This window comes from Kitasatospora sp. NPDC101235 (assembly GCF_044767505.1).
Lineage (GTDB): Bacteria > Actinomycetota > Actinomycetes > Streptomycetales > Streptomycetaceae > Kitasatospora.
Window position 1 is genome coordinate 538,505 of sequence record NZ_JBIWNZ010000001.1, and the last position, 26,225, is coordinate 564,729.

Consider the following 26,225-nt stretch of genomic DNA (forward strand, 5'->3'; position numbering starts at 1 on the left):
ATTTCGGTGCATGTCGTACTCGCCGGCGGGGGGACCGCCGGTCACATCGAGCCGGCCATGGCCCTCGCGGATGCCCTCCGCAGGCACGACCCGTCCGTCGGGATCACCGCCCTGGGCACCGAGCGCGGACTGGAGACCCGGCTGGTACCCGAGCGCGGCTACCAGCTGGAGCTCATCCCGGCCGTCCCGCTGCCCCGCAAGCCCACCCCGGAGCTGATCACCGTCCCCGGCCGGCTGCGCGGCACCGTCCGGGCCGCCCAGGAGATCATCGAGCGGGTCAACGCGGACGCCGTGGTCGGCTTCGGCGGCTACGTCGCGATGCCCGCCTACCTGGCCGCCAAGCGCGCCGGGGTGCCGATCGTGGTGCACGAGGCGAACGCACGCCCGGGCCTGGCCAACAAGATCGGTGCCCGCTACAGCGACTTCGTGGCGGTCTCCACGCCGGACAGCAAGCTGCGGGACTCCCGGTACATCGGCATCCCGCTGCGCCGGACCATTGCCACCCTGGACCGCAACGCGGTCCGCCCGGAGGCCCGCCAGTACTTCGGCCTCGACCAGCGGCTGCCCACCCTGCTGGTCTCCGGCGGCTCCCAGGGCGCGCGCCGGCTCAACGAGACGATCACCGCGATCGCCCCGCGGCTCCAGCAGTACGGCGTGCAGATCCTGCACGCGGTCGGCCCGAAGAACGAGCTGCCGCAGGTGGCGGACGTCCCCGGGATGCCGCCGTACCGCCCGGTGCCGTACCTGGACCGGATGGACCTCGCCTACGCGGCCGCCGACATGATGCTCTGCCGGGCCGGCGCCATGACGGTGGCCGAGCTGGCGGCCGTCGGCCTGCCCGCCGCCTTCGTCCCGCTGCCGATCGGCAACGGCGAGCAGCGGCTGAACGCCCAGCCCATGGTCAAGGCCGGCGGCGGCCTGCTGGTGGACGACGCCGAGCTGACCCCGGACTGGGTGCTCCAGAACGTGCTGCCGGTGCTGACCGACCCGCAGCGGCTCTGGGACATGAGCCGGGCGGCCGCCGAGTTCGGCCGCCGGGACGCCGACGACCTGCTGGTCGGCATGGTCTACGAGGCGATCCAGGCCCACCGCGGCGGCCGCCGCCGTGGCTGACGGCCGGCTCGCCGACCCGCTGGAGGAGGAGCTGGAGGAGGAGGAGTCCGCTCCCCGCCTCCGGCTCTCCCGGCGGGGCATCGTGGTGCTGGGCGCGCTCGGCGCCACGGTGCTCGGCGTGCTGGCCTGGCTGGTGTTCTTCTCCTCGGTCCTGGACGTGCGCAGCGTCGCCGTCCAGGGGACGAGCGACGACAAGCTGACGGCGGACCAGGTCCGCGAGGCGGTCGGCGGGCTCGGTGACGGGCCGCTGGCGCGCGTGGACCTGGACGACGCCCGGCACCGGGTGGAGGCGATCCCCCGGGTGGCCAGGGCCGAGGTGTGGCGGGGCTGGCCGCACACCCTGCGGGTGAAGGTCGTCCAGCGCACGGCGGTGGCCGCCGTCAAGGGGGAGGACGGCCAGTTCACCCAGGTGGATGCCGGGGGCGTGAGCTTCGCCACCGAACCGGCTCCTCCGGACGGTGTTCCGGTGGTGGAGCTGCGGCTCAGTCAGCAGGCGAACGACGTCGACGGGGTGATCTCCCGTTCGCAGTTGGTGCAGGGCGCGGTGGCGGTGGCCGCCGGGCTGCCGCCGGAGGTCGCCAAGCGGGCCGGCTCGGTGCTGGTGCACTCGTACGACGATGTCGAGTTGCAGCTCAGCGGGGGTGTGACGGTGCGCTGGGGGAGTCCGGAGCAGATCGACCGGAAGGCCCGGGTACTGGTCGCGCTGATGAACCAGAAGGGCACGAACTTCGACGTGACGGCGCCGGAGGCGCCGGCGGTGTCGGGATGATCCGGTAGGTTCTCTGCCTGAGGGAGGGGTTGACGCCTCGGAGTGTCGGCCCGACTCTTGGTGGTCACCCCCGGTTTCCTATGCCGGCCGATGATCACATAGGCTCAAAAGAAAAAGGGAAGCTCGGCGTGTTCGTTGAAACACGTGCCTGGAGCCACCTAGTGTCCTGTGTCACCAGGCTGTGTTTCCTGGTGATGTGACGGAGACACAGAACTAACCCTAAAGGTCAAGTTTAGGGTTGGGGTCGGCGGTCGGCATTTCGGACATTCAGTCAGAAACCAGGCTCCCTACCCATCGACATCCGTCGGTACGGCCCCGCTCCGGGCCGGGCCGACCCGGAAATTCGAGGCGAGAGGCCTTCGACGTGGCAGCACCGCAGAACTACCTCGCAGTCATCAAGGTCGTCGGAATCGGCGGCGGTGGTGTCAACGCCATCAACCGGATGATCGAGGTCGGTCTCAAGGGCGTCGAGTTCATCGCGATCAACACCGATGCGCAGGCCCTCCTGATGAGCGACGCCGACGTCAAGCTCGATGTGGGCCGTGAACTCACCCGGGGCCTCGGCGCCGGCGCCAACCCCGAGGTCGGCCGCAAGGCCGCCGAGGACCACCGCGAGGAGATCGAGGAGGTCCTCAAGGGGGCCGACATGGTCTTCGTGACCGCCGGCGAGGGCGGTGGCACGGGCACGGGTGGCGCGCCCGTCGTCGCCAACATCGCGCGCTCGCTGGGCGCCCTGACCATCGGCGTGGTCACCCGCCCGTTCACCTTCGAGGGCCGGCGCCGGGCCAACCAGGCCGAGGACGGCATCGCCGCCCTGCGCGAAGAGGTCGACACCCTCATCGTGATCCCCAACGACCGGCTGCTGTCCATCTCGGACCGCCAGGTCAGCGTCCTGGACGCGTTCCGCTCGGCCGACCAGGTCCTGCTCTCCGGTGTCCAGGGCATCACCGACCTGATCACCACCCCGGGTCTGATCAACCTCGACTTCGCCGACGTCAAGTCCGTCATGTCGGACGCCGGCTCGGCGCTCATGGGCATCGGCTCGGCCCGCGGCGAGGACCGCGCCAAGGCCGCCGCCGTGATGGCGATCTCCTCGCCGCTGCTGGAGGCCTCGATCGACGGCGCCCGCGGCGTGCTGCTGTCCATCTCGGGCGGCTCCGACCTCGGTCTGTTCGAGATCAACGAGTCGGCCCAGCTGGTCAGCGAGGCGGCGCACCCCGAGGCGAACATCATCTTCGGTGCGGTCATCGACGACGCGCTCGGCGACGAGGTCCGGGTCACCGTCATCGCGGCCGGCTTCGACGGCGGGCAGCCGCCGGCGATCGTCCGCGACCCGGTGGTCAAGTCCACCACCCCGGAGCGCCCGGCCACCCCGCCGGCCGCCCCGGAGCGCCCGGCCGGCCGCCCGTCGTACGGGAGCATCGGCTCGGTGACCTCCCGTTCGGAGAGCGAGTCCTCGACCGCCGCGCCGAGCCGGACCGCCGAGACCCCGGCCACCACGACCGCCTCCGCCCCGGTGCCGCCGCAGGTGCAGCCGGCCCGGCAGCCGTTCGTGGAGAGCCCGGCCGAGGAGCTTGACGTCCCGGACTTCCTTAAGTGATCGATCACGCGATCCGCGCGGGTGCTCACTTCGCCTTCACCTCCCGGTGGGGCGGGGTGAGCACTTCGCCGTACGGGGAGCTCAACCTCGGCGGCGCGGTGGGGGACGACCCGGAGGCCGTGCGGGAGAACCGGGCGCTGGCCGCCCGGCAGCTGGGGCTCGACCCGGCCGACGTGGTGTGGATGAACCAGGTGCACGGCGCCGAGGTCGCCGTGGTGACCGGGCGCCAGCCGCTCGGGCAGGCCCCGACGGTGGACGCGGTGGTCACCGACCGGCCGCTCGCGCTGGCGGTGCTGACCGCCGACTGCACCCCGGTGCTGCTGGCCGATCCGGTGGCGGGCGTGGTGGGCGCGGCCCATGCGGGCCGGCCCGGCCTGGCGGCCGGGGTGGTGCCCGCGGCCGTCCGGGCGATGGTCGAACTGGGCGCGGAGCCCGGGCGGATCACCGCCGCCACGGGGCCCGCGGTCTGCGGCCGCTGCTACGAGGTGCCGGCCGAACTGCGGGCCGAGGTCGCCGCGGTGGTGCCGGAGGCCTTCGCCGAGACCTCCTGGGGGACTCCGTCCCTGGACGTGCCGGAAGGCGTCGCGGCCCAGCTGGCCGTGGCCGGGGTCAACGAGCTGGTGCGATCACCGGTCTGCACGCTCGAATCCGCCGATCACTACTCCTATCGCCGCGAGCAGCGCACCGGCCGGCTCGCGAGCTACGTCTGGTTGGGCTCTGATCACTGATGACGAACGACATCTACGGACCGTTCCCGGGAAGCACCGAGTTCGTGGCGGCGCTGACGGACGGCCAGCGGGCCCGCTACGAGGAACTGGGCACCAACCTCGACGTGGTCGAGCGCCGGATCGCGGACGCCTGCGCGGCCGCCGGGCGCGCCCGGGACGAGGTCACCCTGGTCGTCGTCACCAAGACCTACCCCGCCGAGGACACCGCGCTGCTGGCCGGACTCGGGGTGACGGACGTCGCGGAGAACCGCGACCAGGATGCCGCTCCCAAGGCGGAGCAGTGCAGAAACCTTCCTCTTGACTGGCACTTCGTCGGCCAGCTCCAGACCAACAAGGTCCGCTCGGTCGTCCGGTACGCGAACCACGTGCACTCGGTGGACCGGCTGCGGCTGGTCGGGTCGCTCTCCGCGGCGGTGCTCAAGGCGGAACGCCCGGACCTGGGCTGCCTGGTGCAGGTGGCGCTGGACAAGGCGTACGGGGAGGGCGAGCACCGGGCGGGGGTCGCGCCGGAGGACGTCGCGCAACTGGCCGACGCGATCGCCGACACGCCCGGGCTGCGTCTGGACGGTGTGATGACCGTCGCTCCGCTGGCCGGCCCGCTGGCCGGGGACCCGGCCCGCGCCTTCGATCGGCTGGCGGAAATCGCAACCGCCGTACGGGCGGACCATCCGGCTGCCACCATGGTCTCCGCAGGAATGAGCGGTGACCTTGAGCAGGCGATTGCCGCCGGGGCGACACATGTGCGCGTCGGAACGGCGGTACTCGGAGTGAGGTCACCCCTCAGGTAACGTCACCGGGTAAGTAGATCAGACAGCAGGACAAAATAGGACAGAATCTAGCAGCTCTTCGGAGCGCTAGCGAACCGTGGATCGCAGCTCCGCGGCCCCCACTCCACGAATCTGACCGGCCGTCGGGCTGACACGCCGTCGTGGAGGGACCGCGGAATCCGCAGGCGGGGCCGTACGGCCCGGGCCGGAGCCGGTCCGCACGGAGCGAGCGAGCGAGCGACCATCAGAAGGTGCGCGTTTCGCGAAGCTGCCACCGAGCGTCAGCGAGGTGGCTATGAGCGGAGGAGACAGGAGCATGGCCGGCGCAATGCGCAAGATGGCGGTCTACCTCGGCCTCGTGGAGGACGAGACGTACGACGGCCAGGGGTACGACCCCGATGACGACTACGACGCGGACCCCGAACCGATCCGGACGGGCCAGCGGACCGAGGACATCCCCCGGCCGGCCCCGGCTCCCGCGGCCGCCGCGCCCGCCCCGGTCTCCTCGATCACCCCGCAGCCGGTGCCCGCGGCGGTGCCGATCCGGCAGGAGACTCCGAGGATGGCCCCCGTGTCGTCCATCACACCCGAACGCCGCCACAACCTGGAGAAGAGCGCACCGGTGATCATGCCCAAGGTCGTCAACGAACGAGAGCCCTACCGCATCACCACGCTGCACCCCCGAACCTACAACGAGGCCCGTACCATCGGGGAACAGTTCCGTGGTGGGACTCCCGTGATCATGAATCTGACCGAGATGGACGACACCGACGCGAAGCGCCTCGTAGACTTCGCCGCTGGACTCGTCTTCGGTCTGCACGGCAGTATCGAGCGCGTGACACAGAAGGTGTTCCTGCTGTCGCCTGCTAACGTCGATGTCACGGCGGAGGACAAGGCTCGGATCGCCGAGGGTGGGTTCTTCAACCAGAGCTGACCCGGCCACGACTTTACGTGTGGATCTGATCAACAGTGGGTTAGCGACAGGTGACGAGCGGCAGGCCCGAGGGATCGGGACCGGGGAGAGGGAAACGCGATGGACATCGTGTGGGCGGTGCTCTACTACGCCCTGACCGTCTTCCTGGTGTTCCTGCTCGTACGGCTGGTCATGGACTGGGTCTTCCAGTTCGCGCGTTCGTGGCGGCCCGGCAAGGCCATGGTCCTGGTCCTGGAGGCCACGTACACTGTCACGGATCCGCCGCTCAAGCTTCTTCGGCGGCTCATTCCGCCGTTGCGTTTCGGGGGCGTGGCGCTCGACCTGTCCTTCTTCGTACTGATGATCATTGTGTATGTCCTGATCTCGCTTGTGCACCCCTAGTCGTAGGTGAGCGATGCGACAGGATGCCGGTGTGCCGACGATCACGTTGAGGTGAAGAGATGCCATTGACCCCCGAGGACGTTCGGAACAAGCAGTTCACGACCGTCCGCCTGCGTGAAGGCTATGACGAGGACGAGGTCGATGCCTTCCTCGACGAGGTCGAGGCGGAGCTGACCCGCCTCCTCCGGGAGAACGAGGACCTGCGCGCCAAGCTGGCCGCCGCGACTCGTGCCGCCGCGCAGAACCAGGCCAACCTGCGCAAGGAGCCGCAGCAGGACGCGCCCCGCCAGGGCGGCGCCCCGGTGCCCGCCGCCATATCCGGCCCGCCGGTCCCCGGCCAGCAGGGTCCGGGTGGTCCGCAGCAGATGGGCCCCGGTGGTCCGCAGCAGATGGGTCCGGGCGGTCCGCAGCAGATGGGTCCCGGTGGTCCCCAGCAGCAGATGGGTCCGGGTGGTCCGCAGCAGCAGATGGGCAACCAGCCCCTCGGCCTGCCCGCCGGCTCCGCGCCGCAGCTTCCGGCTGCCGGCGGCCCGCAGCAGCAGATGAACCAGACCATGGGCGGCCAGCAGCAGCTGGTCCAGCCGATGGGCGGGCAGATGCTGCAGCCCATGGGCGGTCCCGGTGGCCCGCAGCAGATGGGCAACCCGATGGGCCAGGGCATGGGCCAGGGCATGGGCCAGCAGCAGATGCAGCCGATGGGCGGCCCCATGGGCGGCCCGCAGCAGATGGGCGGCCCCATGGGCGCCCCGATGCAGCAGCAGGGCCCCGGTGGCGACAGCGCCGCCCGCGTGCTCGCGCTCGCTCAGCAGACCGCCGACCAGGCGATCTCCGAGGCCCGTTCCGAGGCCAACAAGATCGTCGGCGAGGCGCGCAGCCGGGCCGAGGGCCTGGAGCGCGACGCCCGTGCGAAGGCCGACGCGCTGGAGCGGGACGCGCAGGAGAAGCACCGCGTCGCGATGGGCTCGCTGGAGTCGGCGCGGGCCACGCTGGAGCGCAAGGTCGAGGACCTGCGGGCGTTCGAGCGTGAGTACCGCACGCGTCTGAAGTCGTACCTGGAGACCCAGCTGCGCCAGCTGGAGTCGCAGGCCGACGACTCGCTCGCCCCGCCGCGGATCCCCGCCACCGCGTCGCTGCCGCCGGCGGCCTCGTCGATGGCTCCGGCCGGTGCCGGCGCGCCGAGCTTCGGCGGCAGCCAGCCGTCCTTCGGGGGCAACTCGCCGTCCTTCGGCGGGAACGGCTCCTTCGGCAGCAGCTCCTCGGCGCCGAGCTTCGGCGGGCAGTCGACCGGCGGCAACAGCGGTGCTCCGCAGATGCAGCCGGCCGGCATGACCCAGCCGATGGCGGCCGTCCGTCCGCAGCCGCCGCAGCCGATGCAGCAGGCTCCGGCACCGATGCGGGGCTTCCTGATCGACGAGGACGGCGACAACTGAGGTTGTAGCAGGGCCTTTTGAGGGCGCCCCCTTTCCGACCCGAGGGTCGGGGAGGGGGCGCCCCTCTGTGCGCTCGGAGACTGTGCCGGATCGGGGAGCGGAGGGGTGCTCTCCTGCACTAGGGGAGGGGCGCGCGGGGGTGGAGAGGGGCGCGTGCTCTGAGGTGGAGCGCGGGCGTGGAGAACTGGGAGGGGGCGTGCGGGAGTTGGGGAGACTGTGGGGCGTGGGCAGGTACGGCGAAGCCGCCGTCACCCTGGGGTGACGGCGGCTTCGTGGTCGGTCGTCAGGCCTTGCGGAGCTGGAAGGCGAGGCCGAGGGAGTCGTCGGCGAAGGTCTCGGAGTCCCAGTCGGCTGCGCCGGCGGCGAAGTCGGTGGCGAGGACCTCCTCGGCGACGAGGGGACCGTGCTCGGTGATGGCCTCGGTGGTCTCCTCCGAGGTGGCGCGCCAGCGCAGGACGATGCGGTCGGCGACGTCCAGGCCGGAGTTCTTGCGGGCCTCCTGGATCTGGCGGATCGCGTCGCGGGCGATGCCGAGGCGCTTGAGCTCCGGGGTGATGGCCAGGTCGAGGGCGACGGTGGCGCCGGACTCGTTGGCGACGGCCCAGCCCTCGCGCGGGGTCTCGGTGATGATCACCTCGTCCGGAGAGAGGGTGATCGTCTCGCCGCCCAGCTCGACCGAGGTCTCGCCGTTGGCGCGCAGCTCGGCGGCCAGGCGGGCGGCGTCGGTGGCGGCGACCGCCTTGGCGACGTCCTGCACGCCCTTGCCGAAGCGCTTGCCCAGCGCGCGGAAGTTGGCCTTGGCACTGGTGTCGACCAGCGAGCCGCCGACCTCGGCGAGCGACTCCAGGGTGGAGACGTTGAGCTCCTCGGCGATCTGCGCGCGCAGGTCGGCGGGCAGTTCCTCCCAGCCCTGGGCGGCGACCAGCGCGCGGGAGAGCGGCTGACGGGTCTTCACGCCGGACTCGGCGCGGGTGGCCCGGCCCAGCTCGACCAGGCGGCGGACCAGCGCCATGTGCCGGGAGAGCTCGGTGTCGATCAGCGACTCGTGGGCCTGCGGCCAGGTGGTCAGGTGCACCGAGGCCGGGGCGTCCGGGGTGACCGGGACGACCAGGTCCTGCCAGACCCGCTCGGTGATGAACGGGGTGAGCGGGGCCATCAGGCGGGTGACCGTCTCCAGCGCCTCGTGCAGGGTGGCGAGCGCGGCGGCGTCGCCCTGCCAGAAGCGGCGGCGGCCGCGGCGGACGTACCAGTTGGACAGGTCGTCGACGAAGCCGGAGAGCAGCTTGCCGGCACGCTGGGTGTCGTACGCCTCGTAGGCCGCGTCGACCTCGCGGACCAGGGTGTTCAGCTCGGACAGCACCCAGCGGTCCAGCTGCGGGCGGTCGGCCGGGGCCGGGTCGTTCGCCGAGGGCGCCCAGTTCGAGGTGCGGGCGTACAGGGCCTGGAAGGCGACGGTGTTCCAGTAGGTGAGGAGGGTCTTGCGGACCACCTCCTGGATGGTGCCGTGGCCGACCCGGCGGGCCGACCAGGGCGAGCCGCCGGCCGCCATGAACCAGCGGACGGCGTCGGCGCCGTGCTGGTCCATCAGCGGGATCGGCTGCAGGATGTTGCCCAGGTGCTTGGACATCTTGCGGCCGTCCTCGGCCAGGATGTGGCCCAGGCAGACGACGTTCTCGTAGCTGCTCTTGTCGAACACCAGGGTGCCGACCGCCATCAGCGTGTAGAACCAGCCGCGGGTCTGGTCGATTGCCTCGGAGATGAACTGCGCCGGGTAGCGCTTCTCGAACAGCTCCTTGTTCTGGTACGGGTAGCCGTACTGGGCGAAGGGCATCGAGCCCGAGTCGTACCAGGCGTCGATGACCTCGGGCACGCGGGTGGCGGTGCCGCCGCAGTCGCGGCAGGCGAAGGTCACCGCGTCGATGTACGGGCGGTGCGGGTCGAGGCCGCTCTGGTCGGTGCCGGTGAGCTCGGTGAGCTCGGCCAGCGAGCCGACGCAGGTGAGGTGGCCCTCCTCGCAGCGCCAGATCGGCAGCGGGGTGCCCCAGTAGCGGTTGCGGCTGAGCGCCCAGTCGATGTTGTTGTTCAGCCAGTCGCCGAAGCGGCCGTGCTTGACCGTCTCCGGGAACCAGTTGGTGGCCTCGTTCTCGCGGATCATCGCGTCCTTGACGGCGGTGGTCCGGATGTACCAGGACGGCTGCGCGTAGTAGAGCAGCGCGGTGTGGCAGCGCCAGCAGTGCGGGTAGCTGTGCTCGTACGGCAGGTGGCGGAAGAGCAGGTCGCGCTCCTTGAGGTCCGCGACCAGGGCCTCGTCGGCCTTCTTGAAGAACTGGCCGCCGACCAGCGGGACCTCGGGGGCGAAGGTGCCGTCGCCGAGCACCGGGTTGACCACCGGCAGGCCGTACCTGCGGCAGGTCGCGAGGTCGTCCGCGCCGAAGGCGGGGGACTGGTGGACGATGCCGGTGCCGTCCTCGGTGGTGACGTAGTCGGCGGTGACGACGTAGTGCGCGTTCTCGATCTCGACCAGGTCGAAGGGGCGGCGGTAGGCCCAGCGCTCCATCTCGGCGCCGGTGAAGGACTCGCCGGTGGTCTCCCAGCCCTCGCCGAGCGCCTTGGCGACCAGCGGCTCGGCGACGACGAGCTTCTCGTCGCCGTCGGTGGCCACCACGTAGGTGACCTCCGGGTGGACGGCGGCGGCGGTGTTGGAGACCAGGGTCCACGGGGTGGTGGTCCAGACCAGCAGGGCGGCCTGACCGGCCAGCGGGCCACTGGTCAGCGGGAAGCGGACGAAGACCGAGGGGTCGACCACGGTCTCGTAGCCCTGGGCCAGCTCGTGGTCCGAGAGGCCGGTGCCGCAGCGCGGGCACCAGGGGGCGACGCGGTGGTCCTGGACCAGCAGGCCCTTGTCGAAGATCTGCTTGAGCGACCACCAGACGGACTGGACGTACGACGGGTCCATCGTCCGGTAGGCGTCGTCGAGGTCGACCCAGTACCCCATGCGGGTGGTCAGCTCGGAGAAGGCGTCGGTGTTGCGGGTCACCGACTCGCGGCACTTGGCGTTGAACTCGGCGATGCCGTACGCCTCGATGTCCTGCTTGCCGGAGAAGCCCAGCTCCTTCTCGACGGCGAGCTCGACCGGCAGGCCGTGGCAGTCCCAGCCGGCCTTGCGGGCCACGTGGTAGCCCTTCATGGTCCGGTAGCGCGGGAAGACGTCCTTGAAGACGCGGGCCTCGATGTGGTGGGCGCCGGGCATGCCGTTGGCGGTGGGCGGGCCCTCGTAGAACACCCACTCGGGGCGGCCCTCGGACTGCTCCACGCTGCGCTGGAAGATCTTGTTGTCCTGCCAGAAGGACAGGATCTGGTGCTCCAGGGCAGGCAGATCCACCTGCGCGGGGACGGGGTTGTAGGTCATGGCCATCGCGGGCGTCTACCTCCGGCGGATGCTGGGACTGGATCCTCCGGAGGGACGAGACGGCACGGCCGTCCCGCGGTACCACCCTCCTTGGCCGCGGTGCTGCGTTCGCGGCCCTCTTGTTTGGGCTTGCTGCCGGGTCTAGTGGGCCGCCGCGTCCGGTGTGCGGTGGCCGTTCTTCCGGCGGCTCCGGGGTGATCTTCCCGCCGTGCACACCCCCGGGCTCGCACCGTCCCCGGGTCGCTGGTGGCTGCGTACGTCGGTACTCGTCCCATCTGCGCCTTGCAGAGCCAGTGTATCGGCCGGGCGAGTCGGTTTGTCCAAACCGTTTCCGGACGGGCGCCCGGGGGCGTTCGGCGGCGGAGGTTAGCCGGAGTCGATCTGGGCACAAATCCCTGAGCGCAACGGGGCGTGACGATTGGGGCGGCTGCCTGGGTGGGATCGTTATGAGGCGCCGGTATGTCACGTTGTGACCGGTTTTGCTCGGGATTATCGTTCCGGCACTGGAAGCCGCCGGGAACCGGCGGCTCGATTCGTTCGTAGATGGGGTCGAAAGCCATGGCTGAGAAGGGAACCGGCGCGGGTACCGCCACCAAGCGGGCACGCAAGGCCGTGGCGGTCGACCCAGGGGAGGGGACCGTGACCACTACCGCACCGAAGAGCAGCACCGACACCGTCACCGCACCGCGCGGCGCCGAGTCCGTGGACCCGGCCACGCTGCCGGTCCGGCCCGGCGAGGACCCGTGGACCACCGAGGAGGTCCACGAGCTGCACGACGAGCTGATCAGTGAGCTGGAGCGGCTGCGCAACGAGATCGGCGCCGCCGAGGCGGCCATCTCCGGCCTGATGCGTGACTCCAACGACGGAGCCGGTGACGACCAGGTGGACGCCGGTACGAAGAACATCTCGCGGGAGAGCGAGCTGGCGCTGGCCAACAACGCGCGGGACAGCCTGGCCCAGACCGAGCGCGCGCTGGAGCGGCTGGAGGGCGTCGGCTTCGGCATCTGCGAGTCCTGCGGGCAGGCCATCGGCAAGGCCCGGATGCAGGCCTTCCCCCGGGCGACGCTCTGCGTGCAGTGCAAGGCCAAGCAGGAACGCCGCTGAACCGGGCGACCGGAGCGACGTGGGGGGTCGGGCTTGCCGTACGCTCGACCCCGTAACGTCGCCTGACGCGTTCGCGAACGCGGGCAGGTCGTCACCGGCCCACCACCCTCCCCCTCCTGCGGACCGGGGGAGCTCCATCGGCAGCGGAGCGGATCATCAGTACGCAAGGTTCCCCCCAGACCCGGGACGACGCCGTCCCGTCCCCCGCCGATGCCGTGGAGGTGCCCGTGGCCGATCCGAGCGGGGCGGCGTCCGTGGACGACACGACGGCGGAGCGGCCCAAGGGCCCGCGCCGGGTCGGCGTGCTGCTGGTCGTCGCGGTGCTCGCCTTCCTGATCGACCTCGGCAGCAAGCTGCTGGTCGTCGCCCGGCTGGAGAACCACGCCCCGATCAAGGTGATCGGGGACGTGGTCACCTTCCAGGTGATCCGCAACTCCGGCGCCGCCTTCGGGATGGGGCAGGCGCTGACCGTCGTCTTCACGATGATCGCCTCCGCCGTCATCGTGGTGATCTGGCGGATCGCCCGCCGGCTGTACAGCCTGCCCTGGGCGATCGCGCTCGGGCTGCTGCTCGGCGGGGCGCTCGGCAACCTCACCGACCGGCTGTTCCGCGCGCCCGGCGTCTTCCGCGGGCACGTGGTGGACTTCATCTCCGTCCAGCACTTCGCCGTCTTCAACCTCGCGGACTCGGCGATCGTCTGCGGCGGGATCCTGGTGGTGCTGCTCTCCTTCCGGGGCAGCAACCCGGACGGAACCGTCCACCAGCAGCCCGAGAAGGCCGAGAAGGCGGAGCGGACCGAGAAGTAGCGCCCGGGCCACCGGCGCGCAGGGGCGTGTCGTGTTTCCGGCATACTCGTACGGGTGAGTACCGCAGCGCAGATCCGCAGCCTCCCCGTACCCGACGGCCTGGAGGGTGAGCGCCTCGACGCCGCCCTGGCCCGGATGTTCGGCTTCTCCCGGACCAAGGCCGCCGAGCTGGCCGCCGACGGCAAGGTGACGCTCGACGGCGCCGTGGCCGGCAAGTCGGACCGGGTCACCGCCGGCTCCTGGCTGGAGGTCGAGATCCCGGCCCCGGCCGCCCCGGTGCGGATCGTCGCCGAGCCGGTCGAGGGCATGCGGATCGTGCACGACGACGAGGACATCGTGCTGGTCGACAAGCCGATCGGCGTCGCCGCGCACCCCAGCCCGGGCTGGACCGGCCCCACCGTGATCGGCGGACTGGCCGCGGCCGGGTACCGGATCTCCACGTCGGGCGCCGCCGAGCGCCAGGGCATCGTGCACCGGCTGGACGTCGGCACCTCGGGGCTGATGGTGGTCGCCAAGTCCGAGCGCGCGTACACCGACCTCAAGCGGCAGTTCCACGACCGGATCACCGAGAAGCGGTACCACACGCTGGTGCAGGGCCACCCGGACCCGATGAGCGGGACGGTGGACGCGCCGATCGGGCGGCACCCCAGCTCGGACTGGAAGTGGGCCGTCACCCAGGAGGGCAAGCCGTCCGTCACCCACTACGACCTGATCGAGGCGTACCGGGCCGCGTCGCTGCTGGCGATCAAGCTGGAGACCGGGCGCACCCACCAGATCCGCGTCCACATGTCCGCGCTGCGGCACCCCTGCGTGGGCGACCTGACGTACGGCGCCGACCCGACGCTGGCCAAGCGGCTGGGGCTGACCCGGCAGTGGCTGCACGCGGTCTCGCTCGGTTTCGAGCACCCGTCGGACGGGCAGTGGGTCGAGTTCTCCAGCGAGTACCCGGCGGACCTCAAGAAGGCGCTGGACATCATCGCGGCGGAGAGCTGAGGTGCCGGCCGCTGCCATCCGGGTCGCCGAGGACGAGGCGGACCTGGAGCTGGTGCGGGCCGTCCGGCGTGAGGTGTTCATCGTCGAGCAGGACGTGCCGGAGGAGCTGGAGTACGACGAGTACGACGCGACCTCGGTCCACCTGCTGGCCGTCGCGGCGGACGGGGCCGCCCTGGGGACGGCGCGGCTGATCTTCGGCGAGCAGGCGCGGAAGCTGACGGGCGGCATCGACGGACGGGTGCTGCTCGGGCGGCTCGCGGTCGTCCCGGCGGCCCGGGGGACGGGGCTGGGCGCGGAGCTCGTCCGGGCGATCGAGGCCGCGGGCGCCGAGCGCGGGGGCGTGGAGGTCGAGCTGCACGCGCAGGTGCAGGCGCTCGGGTTCTACGAGCGGATGGGTTACGCGGCGCAGGGGCCGGTGTACGACGACGCGGGGATTGCGCATCGGACGATGACGCGGGTGCTGTAGGCGTTCGGGGCAGGTGGGGCCGGACCTTCGGGACGGGTTTCCGGTGGTCGCCTCCCGCTTCGCGCGGTTCCGCCCCCAGCCTTCGGCCGGGACCACCCCCAGTACCCCTCTCGGGGTGCTGGGGGCTTTCGTCTTCGGGGGGCGCGGGTCAGCAGTCCGTGGTGCGCAGGCGGGGCAGGGCGTGGGGGTGCTCGTCGCGCAGGTGGGCGATGAGCTGTTCGCGGATGTCGAAGCGGAGCTGCGCGGCGTCGTCGGGGGTGCGGGCGGTCATGGTGGCGCGGACGACGATGGTGCTGGGCGTGGTGTCGGTGACCTGGAGGGCCCATTGCGCGCCGTCCCAGAGCGGGTGCCGGTCGAGGCGGGCGCGCAGCGCGGTGCGCAGCTCGTCCACCGGGGTGGTGTGGTCGAGGTGGAGCAGGACGGCGGCGAGCAGGCCGGGGTCGCGGCGGGTCCAGTTCTCGAACGGCCGGCTGACGAAGTACGAGACCGGGACGATCAGCCGACGCTGGTCCCAGAGCCGGACCACCAGGTAGGTGAGGGTGATCTCCTCGACGGCGCCCTGCTGGCCGTCCACCACCACGATGTCGCCGATCCGGACGGTGTCGCCGAAGGCGATCTGGAGGCCGGCGAAGAAGTTGCCCAGGGCGCTCTGGGCGGCGATGCCGGCCACGATGCCGATGATGCCCGCCGAGGCGAGCAGGCTGGCGCCGATGGCGCGCATGGCGGAGAAGGTCAGCAGCATCACGGCCACCGTGACCACGACGATCAGGGCGCTGACCACCCGGCGCAGCATGCTGATCTGGGTGTGCACCCGCTGGACGCGTGCCGGGTCCTCGATGCGGGTCTCGTAGCGGCTGAGCAGGGCCTCCAGGACGGCGGCCACCACGCGGACGGTGAGCCAGCCCAGGGAGGCGAGCAGGAACAGCAGGAGCAGGTGCTGCGCGCCGTCTTCGCGCTTCAGGTGGAAGACCCGCTGGAGCGGCTTGGCGGCGATCAACAGGGCTGACACGACGGTGAGTTGGAGCGGGATCCGGCAGCGGCGGAGCAGCGGCCAGACCGGTGCCGCGGGGTGGCGGGCGGCGGTCCGCTGGAGGGCCTGGTCGACGATCCAGCCGATCGCCAGGGTGGCGGCGACGGCGGCGAGCAGCGAGATCAGCAGCCAGGGCATGCGCCGTACGATACCCGGGCAGGGTGGGGTGAAACGGACGAAACAGTGTGGTGGCTTTATCGGACGCCTACCCGGACGGCGGATACGATCAGCGCCCATGGAGTTCGGTGGGGCATGGCGTCGCTGGCGCGCCCGGGGAACAACGGTCAGACGCAGGCTGCTCGCCGGGGCGGTGGCCCTGGTGGCGGTGGCCGGAGCCGGTACCGCGACGGTGGCGTCCGGCGGTGAGCAGGCGGTCCATCAGGAGGACCGTTTCCTCAGCATGCCGGAGACGCCCGGCAGCGCCCAGCAGGTCCAGCTGGACACCTCCTTCTTCACCGCCGGCGGCGGCGGTCCGCGCCCGGCGGTGCTGCTGGCGCACGGCTTCGGCGGCTCCAAGGAGGGCGAGCGCGAGCGCGCCGAGCAGCTGGCCCGGCAGGGGTACGCGGTGCTGACCTGGTCGGCGCGCGGCTTCGGGCACTCGGGCGGCAGGATCGGGCTGAACGCGCCCGACCGCGAGGTCGAGGACGTCAAGCACCTGGTGGACTGGCTGGCCCAGCGGCCCGAGGTGCAACTGGACGCGGTCGGCGACCCGAAGGTCGGCATCACCGGCGCCTCGTACGGCGGGGCGGTCTCGCTGCTGGCCTCCGCGTACGACCACCGGATCGACGCGGTGGCCACCCAGATCACCTGGTGGAACCTGGCCGATGCGCTGTTCCCGCAGGGCGTGCAGGGCTCGGGCGCGGCGGACGGCGTGTTCAAGAAGCTGTGGGCCGGGATCTTCTTCACCACCGGCTCGGCCGGGGACCTCGGCCCCTCGGGCGAGGCGCCGCGGGAGAACGGCGGGCCGAAGCCGAAGGCGGACGAGCCGGTCGGCTGCGGGCGGTTCCTGGAGTCGCTCTGCCAGATGTACGACCGGGTCGCCACCGCCGGGCACGCCGATCCGGAGGCCGTCGCGCTGCTGGAGCGCTCCAGCCCGTCCTCCGTGGCGGCGCAGCTCAAGGCGCCCACGCTGGTGGTGCAGGGGCAGCAGGACTCGCTGTTCCCGCTGGACCAGGGGGACAGGATCGCCAAGGCGGTGGCCGCCAACGGCGCGCCGGTGGCGGTGGACTGGTTCGCCGGCGGTCACGACGGCGGGACGGACACCAGCGCGCGGGTCGACGACCGGGTGACGGCCTGGTTCGATCATTTCTTGAAAAATCACAGCCCGAAGGGGCACGGCAACGACACCGGCGCCGCGTTCCGGGTCACCCGCACCGGCGGGGTCGACTCGACCGGCTTCCAGGCGGTGCTGCGCGGGGCCACCGCCGACCGGTACCCGGGGCTGGGCGGGACCGGCTCGCGGACCGTCGAGCTGACGGGCGGTGAGCAGACCCTCGCCAATCCGCCCGGCGGCGCGCCGCCCGGGATCTCGACGCTGCCGGGCGTCGGTGCGCTCAGCCAGGCGGCCTCCCTGGGCGCCGGGCTGTCACTGGACTTCCCCGGGCAGAACGCCGCCTTCGACTCGGCGCCGCTGGACTCGCCGCTGCACCTGACCGGGCAGCCGACCGTGCCGGTGCGGGTGACGGCGGACCGGCCGGACGCGGTGTTGTTCGCGAAGCTGTACGACGTCGGGCCGGACGGCAAGGCGGTGCTGCCGCAGCAGCTCGCCGCCCCGCTGCGGGTCACCGGTGCGGACGCCGGGCAGACGGTCACCGTGGCGCTGCCGACCGTGGACCACACCTTCCCGGCCGGGCACCGGGTGCGGCTGGTGCTGGCGAGCACCGACCTCGCGTACGCCTCGCCGGCCGAGCCGGCCACCTACCGGGTGGTACCGGCCGGGGCGCTCACCGTGCCGACCGTCGAGGAGCTGGTCACCGAGGCGGCGCCGCTGCCCTCGCGCACCTGGGCGCTGCCGGTCATCGCCGTACTGGCGGCCGCGGCCCTGGTGCTGGCGCCGCGGCTGCGGCGCCGGCGGGGCGCCGCCGGGCCCGGCTTCGATCCGGAGCTGGCCGCGGTGCCGCTGCAGATCAGCGGGCTGAGCAAGCGCTACAAGGGCGCCCAGGACCGCTACGCCGTACGGGAGCTGGGTTTCCGGGTGGAGCAGGGGCAGGTGCTCGGACTGCTCGGGCCGAACGGCGCGGGCAAGACCACCACGCTGCGGATGCTGATGGGCCTGATCCGGCCGGACGCCGGGGAGATCCGGATCTTCGGGCACCTGGTGCGGCCCGGTGCGCCGGTGCTGTCGCGGGTCGGTGCGTTCGTGGAGGGGGCGGGCTTCCTGCCGCACCTCACCGGGCGGGCCAACCTGCGGCTGTACTGGCAGGCGACCGGACGCCCGGAGGCCGACGCGCGCTTCGACGAGGCGCTGGCCATCGCCGGGCTCGGCGAGGCGCTGGACCGCGCGGTGCGGACGTACTCGCAGGGCATGCGGCAGCGGCTGGCGATCGCGCAGGCGATGCTGGGGATGCCGGACCTGCTGATCCTGGACGAGCCGACCAACGGGCTGGACCCGCCGCAGATCCGCGAGATGCGCGAGGTGATGATCCGGTACGCGGCCGGCGGGCGGACCGTGATCGTGTCGAGCCACCTGCTGTCCGAGGTCGAGCAGAGCTGCACGGACCTGGTGGTGATGGACCGCGGGCAACTGGTCACGGCCGGCCCGGTCGGGGACATCGTGGGCGCCGGCGAGCTGCTGATGATCGGCATCGCCGGCCCGTACGACCCGGTGCCCGTGGCCGAGAAGGTGGCCGCGCTGGCCGGGGTCGGCTCGGTGGAGGCCGTCGAGGGCGGACTGCTGGTGCGCCTGGAGGGACTGACGGCCGGCGGGCTGCTGGCCGAACTGGTGCGGCTGGAGGTGCCGGTGGAGAGTGCCGGCCCGCAGCGGCGGCTGGAGGACGCGTTCCTGTCGTTGATCGGAGGTGGAGCGTGAGCGTCGTCCCGATGGACCACGCGGAGTCGATGGACCATGCCGAGGGGTACCGGGCGAGCCGGACGCTGCCGCTGCGGGTGGAAGCGATGCGGCAGCTGCGCCGGCGCCGCACGCTGGTGATCGGCGCGGTGCTGGCCGCCATGCCGTTCGTCATCCTGGCCGCGTTCCAGATCGGCGGCACCCCGGGCCGTCCGGGCCGGACCACCTTCATCGAGCTGGCCACCGCCTCGGGGGCCAACTTCGCGGTCACCATGCTGTTCGTCGGCACCGGCTTCATGCTGGTCATCCCGGTCGCGCTGTTCTGCGGGGACACCGTCGCCTCCGAGGCCAGCTGGTCCTCGCTGCGCTACCTGCTGGCCGCACCGGTGCCCCGGGCCCGGCTGCTGGCCCGCAAGTTCGCGGTCGGGCTGGCGTTCTCGGCGGCGGCGGTGGTGATGCTGCCCGCGATCGGGCTGGTCGTCGGCACGGCGGCGTACGGCTGGGGGGACCTCAAGCTGCCCGCCGGGGTCAGCCTGCCCGCCGGGCAGGCGCTGCCCCGGATCGCCATCGCGGTGGCCTTCGTGTTCCTCAGCGAGATCGTGGTCGCGGCGCTGGCGTTCTGGCTCTCCACGGCGACGGACGCGCCGCTGGGCGCGGTCGGCGGCGCGGTGTTCGCCTCGATCATCACCGGGGTGCTGGACGCCGTCACCGCGCTGGGCGACCTGCGGGAGTGGCTGCCGGCGCACTGGCAGTACTCCTGGGCGGACGCCTTGCAGCCGCAGCTGGAGTGGGGCGGCATGGTGCAGGGCGTCTCGCTGTCGCTCTCGTACGCGGTGGTGCTGCTGGCGCTGGCGTTCCGGGGGTTCGCCCGCAAGGACGTGGTGTCCTAGCCGGACGTGGGGTCACGGGGCCCGGCGGGGCATGCGGGATCATGGGTGGGTAGCTGACCTCCCTGGTGAAGGACCCGAACCGTGGCCCAGATCGTCCTCTTCCACTCCGCCTACGGCCTGCGCCCCGCCGTGCACGCCGCCGCCGAGCGGCTGCGCGCCGCCGGGCACACCGTGCACACGCCGGACCTGTTCGACGGGCGGACCTTCGAGTCCGTCGAGGAGGCGCAGGAGTTCCAGGAGGAACTCGGCGGCCGCGACGAACTGCTGCGGCGGGCCGTGGCGGCGGTCGCGTCGGTGTCCGAGAGCGGGCTGGTGTACGCCGGCTTCTCGCTCGGCGGCGCGGTGGCGCAGAATCTGGCGCTGGCCGACGAGAAGGCGCGCGGGCTGCTGCTCCTGCACGGCACCTCGGACCTGCGGGAGGACGCCGCCACCGAGATCCCGGTGCAGCTGCACATCGCGGAGCCGGACCCGTTCGAGCCGGAGGACTGGCTGAACGCCTGGTACCTGCGGATGCGGCGGGCCGGGGCGGAGGTCGAGGTGCACCGCTACCGGGGCGCCGGGCACCTGTTCACCGATCCGGAGCTGCCGGACTACGACGCCGAGGCGGCCGAGCGGGCCTGGGTGGCGTCGCTGGACTTCCTCGCGGAACTGGACGCCTGACGCGGGGCTGGGCGGCCGGCGCGGGGCTGGGGGTGGTTCGACCGGCGCGCGGGTGAGGCGGGAGCGGCGGCCAGGGCCGGCACGGCCGGGCCAGGTTTCCATAATCCATGGAATTATGGAGAATGTCTCGGGCGGGAAGCGCCCGGGCCGCCCGTCCGCACCGCCCGACGCTGCCCCGGAGACAGACATGGCCGGCACCGCCCCCGCCGAGACGACCGCCGGCATACCCGACGATCCCGGCGAGGCACAGCGCCGCATCCTGCGGGTGCTGGTCGCCTCCCAGGTGCTCAGCGGTGCGGGGCTCGCGGCGGGAGTGACGGTCGGCGCCCTGCTGGCGCAGCAGATGCTCGGTTCCACCAGCCTGGCCGGGCTGCCGAGCGCGCTGTTCACCGCCGGATCGGCGCTGGCCGCCGTGGTCGTGGGCCGGATCTCGCAGAGCCGGGGCCGCCGCCCAGGGCTGGCCGCCGGGTACCTGACCGGGGCGGTCGGCTCGGCGGGTGTGATCGCGGCGGCCGTGCTGGACAACCCGCTGCTGCTGTTCGTCGCCCTGTTCGTGTACGGGGCGGGGACGGCCACCAACCTGCAGGCGCGGTACGCCGGGGCCGACCTGGCGAGTCCGGACCGGCGGGCGCGGGCGGTGTCCACCGTCCTGGTCGCCACCACGCTCGGCGGCGTGGCCGGGCCCAACCTGGCCGCGCCGACCGGGCGTCTCGCCGAGGGGCTGGGGATTCCGGCGCTGGCCGGCCCGTTCATCCTGTCCGGCCTGGCCTACGGGCTGGCGGGGCTCGTCCTCGCGCGGTGGCTCCGGCCGGACCCGCTGCTGCTGGCCCGGACGCTCGTCGGGGCCGGGCCTGTGGGCGGCAGCGCGGTGACGGACGCGGCCGACGAGCGGGCCGGGCGCGGGGGTGTGGCGCTCGGGGGGCTGGTCATGGTGCTCTCCCAGCTGGTGATGGTGGCGATCATGACGATGACGCCGGTCCACATGCACGACCACGGGCACGGATCGGCCGCCTCCGGGCTGGTCATCGCGATCCACATCGGCGCGATGTACCTGCCGTCGCCGGTCACCGGGTGGCTGGTCGACCGGTACGGGCGGCTGGCGGTCGCGGCGTCGTCCGGGGTGGCGCTGCTGGCGGCGGGGATGCTGGCCGCCGCGGCACCCGGAGACTCGGTGGCGCTGCTGGCACTCGCGCTGGCGCTGCTGGGGATCGGCTGGAACCTCGGCCTGGTCTCGGGCACGGCGATCATCGCCGACACGGTGCCGCTGGCCACCCGGGCCAGGACGCAGGGCCTGGTGGACGTCTCGATCGCGATCGCGGGCGCCACCGGCGGGATGGCCTCCGGGATCATGGTCGCGGCCACGAGCTACCCGCTCCTGGCCCTGGCGGGTGGGCTGGTGGCGCTCGGGCTGGTGCCGGCGGTCGCGGTGAGCGCCTACCGGCGGTGAGGGCCCTTCGGGGCTCCCGTGCCGGCCGGGTGGTAATCCGATGGCCCCGCCGGGGCGCGGTCGGTACGGTGTCCGCCGACCGGTGTCGGGGTGGACGGGGGAGTGCCGATGGGCGCGGCGGAGCAGGTGGACCGGACGCGGGCGCGGGTGTTCGGCGAGGCGGCGGAGCTGTACGACGCCGCCCGGCCGGGGTACGCGGACGCGCTGGTGACGGACGTGCTGGCGTACGCGGAGCTGGGCGGGCGCCCGGCGGTCGAGGTCGGTGCGGGGACGGGCAAGGCCACCGTGCTGTTCGCCGGGCGCGGGGTGCCGCTGGTCTGCGTCGAGCCGGACCCGCGGATGGCCGAGGTGCTGCGGCGCAACACCGGGGGGTACCCGCAGGTCCGGGTCGAGAGCGGCGGCTTCGAGGAATGGGCGGCGGACGGGCGGGAGTTCGGACTGCTGTTCGCCGCCACGTCCTGGCACTGGCTGGACCCGGCGCGCCGCTGGGACCTGGTGCACGACTCGCTCGGACCGGGCGGCACGGTGGCGCTGTTCTGGAACCCGCACGGGGTCCTGGACGGCGGACCGTACGACGAACTCGCCGAGGTGGACCGGAAGTTCGGGGTCGAGAACGCGCCGCACGGGCAGCGGGCCTCGTTCTACGGCCCGGAGGCGGGCGGCGGGGACCGGGGCTGGCCGGAGCCCGAGTGCCGGCGGGACGGCCGGTTCACCGATCTGCGGGCCGTCCGGTACCGGGAGGAGGTCTGGTACGAGACCGGGCGCTACCTCGACTTCCTGGCGTCCGTCTCCACCTACCGGGTGCTGCCGGATGAGCGGCGGGAGGGAGCGCTGGCGGAGACGGCCCGGGTGCTCGACGCGCGGGGCGGCGGGATCGGGATGCTGCGCGTCAACGATCTGTTCCTGGCACGGCGGGGCGCTTAGGGCGTGGGGCGCGGGGGGAGTCGGGCCGGCCGGCGTTCCCCCCCGGGGGGGGGCCCACAGCGGGGGGGGGGGGGGGGGGTGTGGGGGGGGGGGGGACGGGGCGGGGGAGGAGGAGGGCCCGGCGGCGCGACAACGACCGGTCCCGGGCCCGGGGGGGCGCGGGGGGGGGGGGGCGGGGGGCGCGGCGGCGGGCCCCCCCCCCCCCGCGGGCGGGTAGCACAGGCCGGGGGCCGGTGAGGGGCTGGTCAGGGGCGGCGGAAGCGGCCGTGGACGAAGAGGGCCAGGAAGACGACGGCGCCGAGGCCGCAGGCCGCGATGCCGAGGCCGAGCAGCATGATCGTGGTGTCGCCGACGCCCCGGACGAACTCGCGGACGGTGTGGCCGGAAGCGTCGACGGTGACCCGCTCGCCGCCCGGGTGGTCGGAGATGTAGCGGACCATGGCGATGACGCCGCCGACGCAGAGCGCCGCGCCCAGCAGCAGCCGGCCGCCGGCCCGGCGGGTCCACGCCTCGGCGTCGAGCATCCGGGCGTCAGGGCAGTGGTCGATCACCGCGTTGCCGAGGGTGGAGGCGCCGGCGGCCAGGCCGTCCACCCGGACGCGTCCGCCGTCGGACAGGCCGAGGACGCAGCGGTAGTCGTTGCCGAACCGGTGGGCGTAGACGCCGGCCGCGCCGCTGCGGGCCGGGACGGTGATGGTGGCGATCTGCGCCCAGGTCCAACGTCCCTTGAGCCCGCGGGCGTTGCCGTGGACCAGGCCGTACGCCCGGACCTCGAAGTACTCGCCGGCGCCGCCGCGCAGGGCCCGTACGGCCTGGGAGGTGCCGAGGACGAGCCCGCAGATGCCGAGGCCGAGGGCCACGCCGAGCGCCTGGCCGCCGCCCGGGTCGCCACCGGAGCCGCCGTCCTGAAGGAGGGCCCACAGGCCCAGCCAGGAGGCGAGGGCGCCGATCGTCAGAGCCCAGACGGCGTTGATCCACCGGGTGCGGATGGCGACCGGGTGGCGGCTGACGAGGGCGCCGAGGGCATCGGGGGTGGCGGCGGTTTCGGTCACGGCGGTCAGTCAAGCAGGGGTGACCGGTCCGCCTCAAGGGTGGTGGTCCGTAAGAGGATTGACGAGCGGTCGGAACATGGTCCGCCCGCCCGGGTGGAGGTCCGGGCGGGCGGAGCGAAGAAGGACGGGGTCAGCGCGACGTGGGCCTGATCACGGCGAAGGGGGCGCCCTGCGGGTCGGCGACCACGCTCATCCGGCCGGCCACCATGTCGAAGGGCGGGGCGAGGACGGTGCCGTTGCGCTTGACCAGGGCGTCCACGGTGGAGTCGACGTCGTCGACCGCGAAGTAGGTCAGCCAGTGGGCCGGAGTGCCGGGCGGGTCGTTGGCGAGCAGGGTGGCGCCGCCCACGGCGCGGCCGCCGACCCGCAGCTCCCAGTACGTGTCCGCGCCGTCCAGCGGCTCGAACTCGATGCCGAACGCCTCGCCGTAGAAGGCGGTGGCGGCCGGGATGTCGCTGGTGTGCAGCTCGTTCCAGATCAGCGCGCCGGCTTCGTTGACGACCTTGACGCCGGAGAACTCGCCCGGCTGCCAGGCGCCGAACACCGCGCCCTGCGGGTCGGCGGCGATCAGCATCCGGCCCAGGTCGCCGACGTCCACGACCGGGACGAGCAGGGTGCCGCCCGCGGCGACGATCGCGTCCTGGGTGGCCTGGGCGTCGGTGGTGGCCAGGTAGCTGGTCCAGACGGTCGGCGGCTGCGGCATCCCGTCGGGGGACGTCGCCGCGCCGATGCCGGCCACGGCCTTGCCGTCGAGCTCGCAGACGGCGTAGCCGCCGAACTCCGCCTTGCCGACTTGTCCCTGCCAGCCGAAGAGGTCGCGGTAGAAGTCCAGTGCGGCCTGCTGGTCCTTGGCCATCAGATCGACCCAGCACGGGGTGCCGGTCGCGTACGGGGTGGTGACCTCGGGCATTTTGACCCTTTCTGGTGGGTTTTGCTGCCGGTCACGATTTCGTCGCGGGAGGCGAATCGCCACTCGACACGCCGCCACAGGGCGTGCCCCTGGCCGGCGGGTCCGGGACTTCCTGCGCGGGGCTACCGGCGGGGCGGGATGAGCGCGGTGCCACCGTCGAGGTCGATGCCCGTGCGGGGCGGGGCGCCGGCGTGGTCGTCGTCCCGCAGGGTGAGCCGGGCCTGGCGCTGCTCGATCTGGACGCGCTTGTTGGCGTTGAGGAAGGCGTGCAACTCCTCGGTGGCGGTCGCGCCGAGGCCGAGCTCGCCGGTTCGGGCGCGGGCGGAGAGCCGTCGGGAGAGCCATCCGGGGCGGCCCGAGTGCACGATGACGTGCCGGGCGGACGCGAGCGTGAAGGGCACGATCACCAGCACCGCCATGAGGAGCAGACTCGCCGTCATCACCATGTCGGCCCCAACGTGCCGTGGTGGCAGGCCAGTTCCCTGGAGGAGGAGAAGGGGCGTGCGTGTGCGGGAAGTCGGCTCGGCCGACTTCCCGCGCGGCGGGGGCGGGGCAGGAGGCGGGGTGCGGCCCCTCGCAGGGGTGGGGGCGAGGGGCTCAACTCGCCTTCACCCGAACGAGTTACGCGAGGAGTGGGAAGCCCTGGGTGTCGTCACCGCCCTCCGTGCGGTCCCGCCCGACGAGGGCGCCTGACCGCCGGCCCCCGCCGCCCGTGCTCCGGGGGCTGGGGCACGATGGACCCCATGCACACCGACCGCTACGCACCGGCGACCACCCTCCCCGGCCTCCTCCAGCGCGGCCGGGGCCAGGGCGCACTGATAGCCGCCGAGGACCGGGCTTCGGTCGCCGACCTGGTCCACGGCTGCATCCGCTGGGACTGGCGGTGGGACGCGCAGGTCGACGACCGGCACCTCTACCTCGCCCGGCTGATCCGGGACTTGGAACTTCCGCTCGCGCCGGTGGTGGAGTTCCTGTCCGGCGACGAGGACACCCGGTACCGAGCCACCAGCGTTCTGGAGCTGCTCGTGCTCGGCGGCTCGGAGGAAGCCCGGGCGGCACTGCCGGACATCGTTGCGGAGGAGGACGAGCCGACTCCGCGTCACCGCATGACGGATCCGCACCCTGACCGCGACAACGCGAGCCTGCTCGCCCTGCTGCGCGATCCGGAGGAATCCGAACGCGCCAAGGGAGCCGCTCTGCGCGCACTGTCGCTCCGCCCGCCGGAGCCCGCGCTGATCCCGCTGGCGCCCCGGCTCGGCGCCGCCGACGGCACCCGGCAAGTGCCGTATCTGGGGAGGGCCGTCGAGCAGCTCGCCGAGCAAGCCGTACCAGCGGCCCGGGAGTGGGCGACCTCGGAGCAGGGCTGGCTGTCCGGGCTCGGCTTCGCGGTGCTGGCAGGCCACGGCGACGAGAGTGACATACCGGCCCTCGTCGCCGAGCTGGAGCGGCGCTGGGCGATCCAGGCCTGGTGCGGCCCGGACACCCTTGCGCGCGGCCTGGCGCGCTTCGGCTCGAAGGCCGCCGACGCCGTCTCCCTGCTGCGCCGCTTCTGGCTCTCGACCCCGCACTCGTACGAGCGCCCCGCCTACCTGGAGGCGTTGGCGGCGATGGGGGCCGCCGGCACGGCCGAGGCGTACATCGAGTCACTGTGGGACTGCGAGGCGCAAGCCCGGCTCCTCGGCGTCGGGCACGCCCCCGACCGGGCCGACGTGAGGGCCCGCTTGACGTACCTGCGGGACGATCCGATGGAGGAACCGGAGGTCCGCGAGGCCGCCGGGGCACGACTCGCCGGGCTGGTGTAGCGC

General features: G+C 72.9%; 23 protein-coding genes. 18 read left to right on the top strand and 5 right to left on the bottom strand.

The window, feature by feature from the left end; all coding sequences use genetic code 11:
- Positions 1-6: 6 nt before the first annotated feature.
- From murG to ACIRRH_RS02560, 8 genes are all read left to right on the top strand, one after another.
- A complete protein-coding gene (gene murG, locus ACIRRH_RS02525) occupies positions 7-1,113 on the top strand; it encodes an undecaprenyldiphospho-muramoylpentapeptide beta-N-acetylglucosaminyltransferase (RefSeq protein ID WP_224281576.1) in 1,107 nt (368 codons plus the stop codon).
- Positions 1,106-1,882 carry a cell division protein FtsQ/DivIB gene (locus ACIRRH_RS02530; RefSeq protein WP_403060586.1) on the top strand — a complete coding sequence of 259 codons (777 nt, stop codon included), beginning with the start codon at positions 1,106-1,108 and terminating at the stop codon, positions 1,880-1,882. The genes murG and ACIRRH_RS02530 overlap by 8 nt, the downstream gene beginning before the upstream one ends.
- A gap of 364 nt (positions 1,883-2,246) precedes the next feature.
- Positions 2,247-3,482 carry a cell division protein FtsZ gene (gene ftsZ / locus ACIRRH_RS02535; protein WP_403060589.1) on the top strand — a complete coding sequence of 412 codons (1,236 nt, stop codon included), beginning with the start codon at positions 2,247-2,249 and terminating at the stop codon, positions 3,480-3,482.
- Positions 3,479-4,210, top strand: a complete 732-nt coding sequence (gene pgeF, locus ACIRRH_RS02540; RefSeq protein WP_403060592.1) for a peptidoglycan editing factor PgeF — start codon at positions 3,479-3,481, stop codon at positions 4,208-4,210. Before ftsZ ends, pgeF begins: the two co-directional genes overlap by 4 nt.
- Positions 4,210-4,998, top strand: coding sequence for a YggS family pyridoxal phosphate-dependent enzyme (locus tag ACIRRH_RS02545; RefSeq protein ID WP_403060595.1), 789 nt, complete (start codon positions 4,210-4,212; stop codon positions 4,996-4,998). Before pgeF ends, ACIRRH_RS02545 begins: the two co-directional genes overlap by 1 nt.
- 295 nt (positions 4,999-5,293) lie before the next feature.
- Positions 5,294-5,911, top strand: coding sequence for a cell division protein SepF (locus ACIRRH_RS02550; protein ID WP_224276937.1), 618 nt, complete (start codon positions 5,294-5,296; stop codon positions 5,909-5,911).
- Positions 5,912-6,010: 99 nt separating this feature from the next.
- Positions 6,011-6,292 carry a YggT family protein gene (locus tag ACIRRH_RS02555; protein ID WP_030060143.1) on the top strand — a complete coding sequence of 94 codons (282 nt, stop codon included), beginning with the start codon at positions 6,011-6,013 and terminating at the stop codon, positions 6,290-6,292.
- Positions 6,293-6,351: 59 nt separating this feature from the next.
- Positions 6,352-7,722, top strand: coding sequence for a DivIVA domain-containing protein (locus ACIRRH_RS02560; protein WP_403060598.1), 1,371 nt, complete (start codon positions 6,352-6,354; stop codon positions 7,720-7,722).
- Positions 7,723-8,005: 283 nt separating this feature from the next.
- On the opposite strand, the gene ileS is transcribed toward ACIRRH_RS02560, so the two are convergent.
- Positions 8,006-11,137 (bottom strand): isoleucine--tRNA ligase, encoded by a 3,132-nt coding sequence (gene ileS, locus ACIRRH_RS02565; protein WP_403060601.1) that lies wholly within the window; start codon positions 11,135-11,137, stop codon positions 8,006-8,008.
- A 633-nt stretch (positions 11,138-11,770) separates the two neighbouring features.
- On the opposite strand from ileS, the gene ACIRRH_RS02570 reads away from it, so the two are divergent.
- From ACIRRH_RS02570 to ACIRRH_RS02585, 4 genes are all read left to right on the top strand, one after another.
- Positions 11,771-12,235: a TraR/DksA family transcriptional regulator gene (locus ACIRRH_RS02570; protein ID WP_224276950.1), complete on the top strand. Its 465-nt coding sequence runs from the start codon at positions 11,771-11,773 to the stop codon at positions 12,233-12,235.
- 116 nt (positions 12,236-12,351) lie between these two features.
- A complete protein-coding gene (gene lspA / locus ACIRRH_RS02575) occupies positions 12,352-13,041 on the top strand; it encodes a signal peptidase II (protein ID WP_403061079.1) in 690 nt (229 codons plus the stop codon).
- 54 nt (positions 13,042-13,095) lie between these two features.
- The gene (locus ACIRRH_RS02580; RefSeq protein ID WP_403060604.1) at positions 13,096-14,034 is read left to right on the top strand and encodes an RluA family pseudouridine synthase; all 939 of its coding nucleotides are present in this window, start codon (positions 13,096-13,098) and stop codon (positions 14,032-14,034) included.
- 1 nt (position 14,035) lies between these two features.
- Entirely contained in the window at positions 14,036-14,500 is a 465-nt protein-coding gene (locus ACIRRH_RS02585; protein ID WP_403060607.1) for a GNAT family N-acetyltransferase, read from the top strand.
- Between the two features lie 148 nt (positions 14,501-14,648).
- Here ACIRRH_RS02585 and ACIRRH_RS02590 read toward each other — a convergent pair whose 3' ends face one another.
- Entirely contained in the window at positions 14,649-15,668 is a 1,020-nt protein-coding gene (locus ACIRRH_RS02590) for a mechanosensitive ion channel family protein (protein ID WP_403060610.1), read from the bottom strand.
- Positions 15,669-15,765: 97 nt separating this feature from the next.
- Here ACIRRH_RS02590 and ACIRRH_RS02595 point away from each other — a divergent pair, with 97 nt between their 5' ends.
- The 5 genes from ACIRRH_RS02595 to ACIRRH_RS02615 all read left to right on the top strand — a co-directional run bounded on the left by ACIRRH_RS02595 (position 15,766) and on the right by ACIRRH_RS02615 (position 22,458).
- A complete protein-coding gene (locus ACIRRH_RS02595; protein WP_403060613.1) occupies positions 15,766-18,558 on the top strand; it encodes an alpha/beta fold hydrolase in 2,793 nt (930 codons plus the stop codon).
- An 11-nt stretch (positions 18,559-18,569) separates the two neighbouring features.
- Entirely contained in the window at positions 18,570-19,427 is an 858-nt protein-coding gene (locus tag ACIRRH_RS02600) for an ABC transporter permease (protein ID WP_403061082.1), read from the top strand.
- 81 nt (positions 19,428-19,508) lie between these two features.
- Positions 19,509-20,087 (top strand): dienelactone hydrolase family protein, encoded by a 579-nt coding sequence (locus tag ACIRRH_RS02605; protein ID WP_403060616.1) that lies wholly within the window; start codon positions 19,509-19,511, stop codon positions 20,085-20,087.
- A gap of 187 nt (positions 20,088-20,274) precedes the next feature.
- Positions 20,275-21,534, top strand: a complete 1,260-nt coding sequence (locus ACIRRH_RS02610) for an MFS transporter (RefSeq protein WP_403060618.1) — start codon at positions 20,275-20,277, stop codon at positions 21,532-21,534.
- 108 nt (positions 21,535-21,642) lie between these two features.
- Positions 21,643-22,458: a class I SAM-dependent methyltransferase gene (locus ACIRRH_RS02615; RefSeq protein WP_403060621.1), complete on the top strand. Its 816-nt coding sequence runs from the start codon at positions 21,643-21,645 to the stop codon at positions 22,456-22,458.
- 245 nt (positions 22,459-22,703) lie between these two features.
- On the opposite strand, the gene ACIRRH_RS02620 is transcribed toward ACIRRH_RS02615, so the two are convergent.
- The 3 genes from ACIRRH_RS02620 to ACIRRH_RS02630 all read right to left on the bottom strand — a co-directional run bounded on the left by ACIRRH_RS02620 (position 22,704) and on the right by ACIRRH_RS02630 (position 24,860).
- Positions 22,704-23,510 carry a hypothetical protein gene (locus ACIRRH_RS02620; protein WP_403060624.1) on the bottom strand — a complete coding sequence of 269 codons (807 nt, stop codon included), beginning with the start codon at positions 23,508-23,510 and terminating at the stop codon, positions 22,704-22,706.
- Positions 23,511-23,640: 130 nt separating this feature from the next.
- Positions 23,641-24,420: a VOC family protein gene (locus ACIRRH_RS02625; protein WP_403060627.1), complete on the bottom strand. Its 780-nt coding sequence runs from the start codon at positions 24,418-24,420 to the stop codon at positions 23,641-23,643.
- A gap of 122 nt (positions 24,421-24,542) precedes the next feature.
- Positions 24,543-24,860, bottom strand: a complete 318-nt coding sequence (locus ACIRRH_RS02630) for a DUF6191 domain-containing protein (protein ID WP_403060630.1) — start codon at positions 24,858-24,860, stop codon at positions 24,543-24,545.
- A 303-nt stretch (positions 24,861-25,163) separates the two neighbouring features.
- Between ACIRRH_RS02630 and ACIRRH_RS02635 the strand changes: the two genes are divergently transcribed.
- The gene (locus ACIRRH_RS02635; protein ID WP_403060633.1) at positions 25,164-26,222 is read left to right on the top strand and encodes a hypothetical protein; all 1,059 of its coding nucleotides are present in this window, start codon (positions 25,164-25,166) and stop codon (positions 26,220-26,222) included.
- Positions 26,223-26,225 lie beyond the last annotated feature (3 nt).

Coding starts and splice junctions, on each gene's coding strand:
- ACIRRH_RS02545 (WP_403060595.1), top strand. CDS start 4,210: ATGACGAACGACATCTACGGACCGTTCCCGGGAAGCACCGAGTTCGTG.
- ACIRRH_RS02550 (WP_224276937.1), top strand. CDS start 5,294: ATGGCCGGCGCAATGCGCAAGATGGCGGTCTACCTCGGCCTCGTGGAG.
- ACIRRH_RS02555 (WP_030060143.1), top strand. CDS start 6,011: ATGGACATCGTGTGGGCGGTGCTCTACTACGCCCTGACCGTCTTCCTG.
- ACIRRH_RS02560 (WP_403060598.1), top strand. CDS start 6,352: ATGCCATTGACCCCCGAGGACGTTCGGAACAAGCAGTTCACGACCGTC.
- ileS (WP_403060601.1), bottom strand. CDS start 11,137: ATGGCCATGACCTACAACCCCGTCCCCGCGCAGGTGGATCTGCCTGCC.
- ACIRRH_RS02590 (WP_403060610.1), bottom strand. CDS start 15,668: ATGCCCTGGCTGCTGATCTCGCTGCTCGCCGCCGTCGCCGCCACCCTG.
- ACIRRH_RS02595 (WP_403060613.1), top strand. CDS start 15,766: ATGGAGTTCGGTGGGGCATGGCGTCGCTGGCGCGCCCGGGGAACAACG.
- ACIRRH_RS02600 (WP_403061082.1), top strand. CDS start 18,570: ATGGACCACGCGGAGTCGATGGACCATGCCGAGGGGTACCGGGCGAGC.
- ACIRRH_RS02610 (WP_403060618.1), top strand. CDS start 20,275: ATGGCCGGCACCGCCCCCGCCGAGACGACCGCCGGCATACCCGACGAT.
- ACIRRH_RS02615 (WP_403060621.1), top strand. CDS start 21,643: ATGGGCGCGGCGGAGCAGGTGGACCGGACGCGGGCGCGGGTGTTCGGC.
- ACIRRH_RS02625 (WP_403060627.1), bottom strand. CDS start 24,420: ATGCCCGAGGTCACCACCCCGTACGCGACCGGCACCCCGTGCTGGGTC.
- ACIRRH_RS02630 (WP_403060630.1), bottom strand. CDS start 24,860: ATGACGGCGAGTCTGCTCCTCATGGCGGTGCTGGTGATCGTGCCCTTC.
- ACIRRH_RS02635 (WP_403060633.1), top strand. CDS start 25,164: ATGCACACCGACCGCTACGCACCGGCGACCACCCTCCCCGGCCTCCTC.